A 7,641-nucleotide genomic window follows, 5' to 3' on the forward strand; every position below is an offset into this window, starting at 1 on the left:
ATCTGGATGCGCACCGCATATTTTTGCTGTCCGTAGATCGAAACCTGCGCAACGCCATCGATGGTCGACAGCGAGGGCGAGATCACGTTTTCGGCGAAGGCGTCGAGGTCGGTGAGTGGAACGGTGTCGCTGACCAGCGACATCAGAAGAATCGGCGCATCGGCCGGATTGACCTTGCGATAGCTTGGCGGCGCCGTCATTTGCGGCGGCAGCGATTTTTGCGTGCGCGCAATGGCTGCCTGAACGTCCGCGGCAGCCGCGTCGATGTCGCGGTTGAGCACGAACTGGATGGCGATCGAGGTCTGGCCCAGCGAGTTGGTGGTCGAAATAGAATCGATGCCGGCAATGGTTGCGAACTGCTTGATCAGCGGCGTCGCGACCGAGGTCGCCATGGTCTCCGGCGAAGCGCCGGCCAGTTGGGCCGAGACATTCACCACCGGGAACTCCGCGCTGGGCAGCGCCGCAACCGGCAGGAACTTGTAAGCGAACAGTCCGCCCAGCACGAGGGCGAACGACATCAGCAGCGTGGCGACGGGCTTTCGTATGCAGAATTCGGAAATCATGGGCGGGCCTCGCCGGCCTTGTCGGCTTGTGCGACCTTAGGCGAATTTTGATCGCCACTGTTGCTCGCTGTCTTGCCTTCGTGCACCGTCGCGCCGTCCTTTAGCCTTGTCTGGCCTTCGACCACCACCTTCTCGCCGCCCTTGAGGCCTTGGCTGATGGCGCTGTTATCGCCCTCCGTCAGCGCCACCTGCACCGGCCGCATCTCGACCGTGTTGTCCGGCTTGACCACATAGACGAAGGGACCTTTCTGGCTCGGCTGCACCGCGACCGTCGGCACCGAGGTCATCTGCGGCATCGTGCCGGCATCAAGGATGACGTTCACATACTGCCCCGGCCAAAGCGAAAGAGCGGAGTTCGGTATGCTCGCCCGCGTGGCGATGGTGCCGGAGGCGGTGTCGACGCTGGAATCGACGAAATCGAGCGTGCCCTTGCCGATCGGCGTCGGATCGCCGTCCTTGGTCAGCGTCACGTCGCCTTGCTGTGGGCTCGCCAACGCCTTGTGCAATAAAGCAAGGTTGCTTTCCGGCAGAGTGAAATTCACCTGCAGCGGGTCCATCTGTGTGATGGTCACAAGCGGCGTCGTGGTGCTTGAGCCGTTGCTGGTGGTGACGAGATCCCCGACCGAGACGTTGACCGCTCCGAGCCTGCCTGAGATGGGCGCGCTGATGGTCGCGTAGCTTAACTGGACCGTATCGGCGTCGATCGTCGCCTTGTCGGCATCGATGGTGGCGGCCGCGGCCTTCTGCGCCGCCAGTGCCTGGTCGTAAGTCTGCTGCGTGCCAGCCTGCTTGGCGACAAGGTCCTTGGCGCGCTGAAGATCCGCCGTGGCGCTCACCAGCAGGGCCTGGTCCTTGACGAGCGTCGCCTGATCCTTGGCAAGCTGCGCCTTCAGCGCGCGGTCATCGAGCGAGAAGAGAAGGTCGCCGGCCTTGACCATTTGCCCGTCCTTCACCGCGATCGACACGATCTGGCTGGAGACACGGGCATTCACGCTGACCACCGACGGCGAGGAGACGAAGCCGATGGCGTAGCGGCGGATCGGAAAATCGGCGGTCGTCGCAGTTGCCGAAACGATAGAGGCGGAACGCGCGCCGCCAGCGCCGCCCTTCTGGCTGCCCGATGCCTTGTTCGTGTCGGCGCCGACTGCGTCGGCCTGCTGGCCGGAGATCAGCTGCTGCACCCTGCCCATCGTGGCGGGCGACAGATAAAGGCCGACACCTGCAAGGCAGACCAGAGCAACGACTGTAAAGGCGATTTTTCCGCGCATCGACAACTGGCCCTCTATCCGACACGCCGAAACCGGTGGTCTATTCTCAGCTCATTTCACGGCCATTGCCGCGAATTTCGCCGAATAGATAGGACAAGGCTTTGGCGGAAAAGGGCCAAAACGCGGGATTACGAAGATTTAATATGCACTGCACAATTGTTGTGCAGCCGGCTAACGTGCAGTGGCGATCCCTTAACGCAGCATCGGCCAGAGCGTCGCTGCGAGCAGCAGACCCATTCCTATGTTGAACCATTTCAGCCGCACGGGATCCGAAAGCAAGCCGCGCAGCGCGGTGCCGAACCCGGCCCACACGGAAACGCTGGGCAGGTTGACGATGGTGAAGGCGATCGAAATCAGCGCCACCGAGACGAACGGATGATCCGGATTGGTGTAGACGGCCATGGCAGTGATCGCCATCACCCACGCCTTCGGGTTGACCCATTGGAACGCGGCGGCATCGATGAAGCGCATCGGACGCGCCTTCGCCCCGTCCTTGCCACCCATCGAGCGCGACATGCCGATCTTCCAGGCAAGGTAGAGCAGATAGGCGGCGCCGGCGATTTTCAGCGCCATATGCAGCACCGGAAACGCTGTCAGCACCGCGCCGAGTCCGAAGCCGACGGCCAGCAGCAGAACCAGAAAACCGATGCTGATGCCGAGCATATGCGGAACCGTTCTGGATGCCGAAATTGACGCCGGAGGCCAGCAGCATGAGATTGTTCGGCCCTGGCGTGATCGACGTCACGAAGGCATAGACCAGGAGTGCAAGGAACGCGTTGGCGGACATCATATCCTCTCCGGATAGGTCAGTTATATTGTCCTTTTTCGGCAGGTGCGCAAAAGCCACGGACGGGTCGACCGCCGGGCCAGCGAGGAGAAGTTGATGCAGTCGGAGCGGTGGTGGCGCGCCTACATCCCCTGCGGGCCGCGGTTCATGGCTGCGACACCGGTGCGGCAGATCTCGACCAGGCCGAGCGGCTTCATGATGGCAATGAACTGGTCGAGCTTGGAACCCTTGCCGGTGATTTCGAAGATGAAATGCTCGGTGTTGGCGTCGATGACCGACGCGCGGAAGGCATCGGCCAGCCGCAGCGCCTCGACGCGGGCGTCGCCCGTGCCGGCGACCTTGACGAGCGCAAGCTCGCGCTCCAGCGGCCGCTCCTGGCCGAGCTCGTGCGAGCGCACGGTGAGATCGACCACGCGGTGCACTGGCACGATCCGCTCGAGCTGGTGCTTGATCTGCTCCAGCACATGCGGCGTGCCGCGCGTCACGATGGTGATACGCGACAAATGCTTCTCGTGCTCAGTCTCGGACACCGTAAGGCTTTCGATGTTGTAGCCGCGCCCCGAGAACAAGCCGATGACGCGGGCAAGCACGCCCGGCTCGTTGTCGACCAGCACGGAAAGCGTGTGCGTTTCCGGCTTTTCGGTTTCCTTGGCGATGAAGTAGGCGGAGCCGGTCGGCTGGAGCTGTGCGTTCATGACGTGAATCTCGATTTCAAACTTTGGCGCTAATTCTCTGTTTCCACACGGCTTCCGCCGCAGACGCTGCCTGCCGCTACACCAGTTCCCTGCCCTTGGCGTCGATGGCGTTGGCCACCGCCTCGTCGGTCGCCTCGTCAGGCAGGAGCATCTCGTTATGCGCCTTGCCGGACGGGATCATCGGGAAGCAGTTGGCGAGAGTCGCCACGCGGCAGTCGAACAGCACCGGCTTCTTCACCGAAATCATCTCGCGGATCGCGTCATCCAACTCGTCCGGCTTGTCGCAGCGTATGCCATGGCCGCCATAGGCGTCCGCCAGCTTGACGAAATCCGGCATCGCCTCGGTGTAGGAATGCGACAGCCGGTTGCCGTGCAGCAGCTGCTGCCACTGGCGCACCATGCCCATATACTGGTTGTTCAGGATGAAGATCTTGATCGGCGCGTCGTACTGCACGGCCGAGCTCATCTCCTGCATCGTCATCTGCACCGAAGCGTCGCCGGCGATGTCGATGACCAGCGCATTCGGATGTGCGATCTGCACGCCGAGCGCCGCGGGCAGGCCATATCCCATCGTGCCCAGGCCGCCCGAGGTCATCCAGCGGTTGGGCTTGTCGAAGTGATAGTGCTGCGCCGCCCACATCTGGTGCTGGCCGACTTCGGTGGTGATGTAGGTGTCCATATCCTTGGTCAGCGCATAGAGCCGCTGGATCGCATATTGCGGCATGATCACGTCGTTGTTCATCCTATAGGCGAGCGAGTCCCGCGCGCGCCATTTCGCGATCTGCTCCCACCATGGATAGAGCGCCTTCTTGTCGGCCTTGGCGGTCGCCCGCCACAGCCGCACCAGATCCTCCAGCACGCGGCCGACATCGCCCAGGATCGGCACGTCGGCATGGACGTTCTTGTTGATCGAGGACGGATCGATGTCGATATGGATCTTCTTCGAGTTCGGCGAGAACGCGGTCAGCCGGCCGGTGATGCGGTCGTCGAAGCGCGCGCCGATGCAGATCATCACGTCGCAATCATGCATGGCCATGTTGGCTTCGTAGGTGCCATGCATGCCGAGCATGCCGATCCAGTTCTTGCCCGAAGCCGGATAGGCACCGAGGCCCATCAGCGTCGAGGTGATCGGGAAACCGGTGAGGTCGACCAGCTCGCGCAGCAGATGGCTGGCTTCCGGACCTGAATTGATGACGCCGCCGCCGCTGTAGATGATCGGCCTCTTCGCGCCGGCCATCAATTCGACGGCGGCCTTCACCTTCTCCAGATCGCCCTGGACCTTCGGCTGATAGCTGGTGCGCGGCGCCGTTTGCGGCGGCACGTAGATGCCCTTGGCGAACTGCACATCCTTCGGAATGTCGACCACGACCGGGCCCGGCCGCCCGGTGGTCGCGACATGGAAGGCTTCATGGATGGTGGCGGCGAGCTCGTTGACGTCTTTCACCAGCCAATTGTGCTTGGTGCAGGGGCGCGTGATGCCGACGGTGTCGCATTCCTGGAAGGCGTCGGAGCCGATCAGCGAAGTCGGCACCTGACCGGTGAGACAGACCAGCGGAATGGAATCCATCAGCGCGTCCTGCAGCGGCGTCACCGCATTGGTGGCCCCGGGGCCGGACGTGACCAGCAGCACGCCGGCCTTGCCGGTCGAACGCGCATAGCCTTCGGCGGCATGGCCGGCACCCTGCTCGTGCCTGACCAGAATGTGCTCGACCTCATCCTGCTGGAAGATCTCGTCATAGATCGGAAGGACCGCGCCGCCCGGATAGCCGAAGACATGCTTGACGCCGTTGTCCTTCAGCGCCTGCACCACCATTTCGGCGCCGGTCATTTCGCGCCGCTCGTTATGTCCGTTGCTCATCGGTCTGGTCCCGTACTGTTCGCCATCTGGCGATTTGCTGGTCGTTTAGTTGGGTTTTGGGCAATAAAAAAGGCCCCCGAGGGAGCCTGTGGGATGCGCATGGGAGGTTTTCGCCCGGCGGTTACACCGCCTTGCCCACGCGCCAGCCTACGAGAATGAGTGCTGTTTTCATGGGCGCGGACAATAAGGTCGGTTCCGCGCCGCTGTCAACGGGCAATCTGTCGGTCCCATTGTTCAGCGGCGCGGATTGTTCAGGCCGCCAGCACCACACCCCTTGCCTGGTTACCGCCAACGCGTTTTGCCGGGTATGTCGAGACGCATGATGTTGCCGAGAAAACGTCTCTAGTCTTCGGCGGCGCACTATTGTCGGCAAGTGTGCCGGGTGGGGCGGCGCCGGTGATCACGTCGCGCTTTGGGTCGCGAACTTTTTCACCACCCGCTCCAGCAGCGGCACGTAGTCGCGAAAGGCGCGCGTCTTCATGTTGGCGACCTTGCCACCCTCGTCCCAGATGCGCACACGCACGGCTTCCTGATGGAATGGATTGCTGCGGAACTCCGCCACCTCCTCCGCGCTCATCGGCCCGCCCTGCAGCGACAGCGTATGGACCGAGGCCGGCGACAGCTTGCCGAAGTAGGAGGGATCGGTGGCGCAGAGATAACGCTTGGCCGCAACATGCAGCCTGACGCATTCGACGATGACCGGCGGAAAGAACGGCGCCAGCACCTCGCCACCCGCCTCGTCGTGGTGCTTGTCCTCGACGTCGTCGGGCGAATAGGTGCCGAGCTCGCTGGTGTAGTGGCCGATGTCGTGCAGCAGCGCCGCAGCCACAAGCTCCTCCGGCGCGCCATCCTGCTCGGCTAGCCACGCGCCCTGCAGCATATGCTCGGACATGGTGACCGGCTCGCCGAGATAGGATTCCGCGCCGCGACGCTCGAAAATGTCGGCGATGAACTCGACGATGTTGCCGGTGTTCAGTTCATTCGATTTCATTCGGCCGCCTCTCTGACATCGTGTTCGATTGCCGCCAGCGTGGACAGCAGGCCGTCCTTGTCGGCGTAGCAGCCCTGCAGCCAGCGCGTGCCGCTGCCGGAAAAGGCCTTGCGCGCATGCATGACGCGCGTGTTGTCGACGATGAACGACTGGCCCGCCTCGAGCTTGAAGGTCACCTCGAAGGCCGGATCCTCGATCAGTTCGGCGAACCGGCGATAGGCAGCGTAATATGCGTCCATTTCGGCGAACGGCACGTCGATGGTCGGCGCCAGCGAACGGTTGTTGAAGCGCACGCAGATGAGCTCGCCATCCGGTCCGAGCTCGATCATCGGGCGCTTGGACTGCAGCCGCACGCCCGATGAGCCGGCATATTCGAAGCGTGCCGGATAGGAGGAAAGCAACCGGAAGCCGTTCGAATTCTCCGCCTGCAGCGCGGCCGCCACCGCGAATCCGTCGACGACGCTGGATTCGCCGCCTTCCACCGTATTCTCGATACAGGCCAGGATCTGCAGCGTCGGCACCGGGTCGCGGTAGGGATTGTCGGTATGCGCCTGCAGGCCGAGATTGGTGTAGGCGAGATTGCTCGGATTGACCTCGGCGCGCACCTCGAACCAGCGCCCGTAATTGGTCTCCCTGATATATCCGAAGAGATCGGCCACGTTGCATAATGCCCCGGATTCGGCCGGCAGACCGTCCATGACGGCAAAGCCAAAGCTCCGCATCGCCGTCAGCCATTGCCGCAGAACATTCCTGTCCTGCCTGGCCTCAAGATAGGCCGCGCGCGGCACCGAACTCTGCATCGTGGCCTTGGTCCACCGCCGAATGTCGCTGCCGGTCCAGCCGGGCTGCCGATTTTCTTCACGGTCGTAAGTATGGCCACGAAGCCAGCTCGCGGGAAAGCTGACGGTCTTGTCTTCAGGCACGAACGTGACCACCAGCGCCTCGCCCTTGATCGTGGCCTCTCCGATCCGTGTCTCGGCCGGAATGTCCAGGATGGTGATCAGCCGCTGGCCGTTGCCGGCGCTGCGCGTCCTGTCGTCCAATGCGTTGTCGCGCAGCCACATGGCATTGAATCGGCTGCGTGTTCCGTCGTCCCAGCCAAGCGCGATCGTTCGCCCTTCGTCGCCAAGGATTGCTCTCGTCAGCATGTTTCTGAAACTCCCCTCTTGGGCCGTCGCCGCGGTATCGAGTGCATGCTGTCTTTGCCAAAGGCATAATTCAAATTATTGTTTTCACCCAATGCCGCCAAAAATCTAATGACTGGAAAAGCTGCCGATCTCATGCCTCCGCTCGACTGGCTACGCAGTTTCGAAGCGGCTGCGCGCCTGTCGAATTTCACCGCCGCGCCCGCCGAGCTCGGGCTCACGCAAGCCGCCGTCAGCCAGCACATCCGCTTTCTGGAAGAGCGTCTCAAGACGCGACTGTTCGCGCGGCTGGCACGCGGCGTGGCGTTGTCGCCGGAGGGCGCCGCCTATCTTC

General features: G+C 62.8%; 7 protein-coding genes and 1 pseudogene. 1 reads left to right on the plus strand and 7 read right to left on the minus strand.

Annotated elements, in window-relative coordinates:
- The 7 genes and pseudogenes from EOA32_RS30060 to EOA32_RS30090 all read right to left on the minus strand — a co-directional run.
- A partial coding sequence (locus EOA32_RS30060; RefSeq protein ID WP_145971388.1) for an efflux RND transporter permease subunit occupies positions 1 to 563 on the minus strand: 563 nt, incomplete at its 3' end.
- On the minus strand, positions 560 to 1,831 hold the full coding sequence (locus tag EOA32_RS30065; protein ID WP_128373651.1) for an efflux RND transporter periplasmic adaptor subunit: 1,272 nt from the start codon (positions 1,829 to 1,831) through the stop codon (positions 560 to 562). The genes EOA32_RS30065 and EOA32_RS30060, both read right to left, overlap by 4 nt.
- A 192-nt stretch (positions 1,832 to 2,023) precedes the next feature.
- A pseudogene (locus EOA32_RS30070) lies at positions 2,024 to 2,618 on the minus strand (LysE family translocator).
- A 122-nt stretch (positions 2,619 to 2,740) separates the two neighbouring features.
- The gene (gene ilvN / locus EOA32_RS30075; protein WP_059185300.1) at positions 2,741 to 3,313 is read right to left on the minus strand and encodes an acetolactate synthase small subunit; all 573 of its coding nucleotides are present in this window, start codon (positions 3,311 to 3,313) and stop codon (positions 2,741 to 2,743) included.
- 76 nt (positions 3,314 to 3,389) lie between these two features.
- A complete protein-coding gene (locus EOA32_RS30080; protein ID WP_095829001.1) occupies positions 3,390 to 5,171 on the minus strand; it encodes an acetolactate synthase 3 large subunit in 1,782 nt (593 codons plus the stop codon).
- Between the two features lie 400 nt (positions 5,172 to 5,571).
- Complete coding sequence (locus tag EOA32_RS30085; protein ID WP_066990944.1) at positions 5,572 to 6,162, minus strand: HD domain-containing protein; 591 nt, start codon at positions 6,160 to 6,162, stop codon at positions 5,572 to 5,574.
- Entirely contained in the window at positions 6,159 to 7,310 is a 1,152-nt protein-coding gene (locus tag EOA32_RS30090) for a gamma-butyrobetaine dioxygenase (protein ID WP_128373652.1), read from the minus strand. The genes EOA32_RS30085 and EOA32_RS30090 overlap by 4 nt, the downstream gene beginning before the upstream one ends.
- 132 nt (positions 7,311 to 7,442) lie before the next feature.
- Here EOA32_RS30090 and EOA32_RS30095 point away from each other — a divergent pair.
- On the plus strand, positions 7,443 to 7,641 hold a 199-nt coding region (locus EOA32_RS30095; RefSeq protein ID WP_128373653.1), incomplete at its 3' end, for a LysR family transcriptional regulator.

It is taken from the genome of Mesorhizobium sp. M1A.F.Ca.ET.072.01.1.1 (genome assembly GCF_004023325.1).
GTDB lineage: Bacteria > Pseudomonadota > Alphaproteobacteria > Rhizobiales > Rhizobiaceae > Mesorhizobium.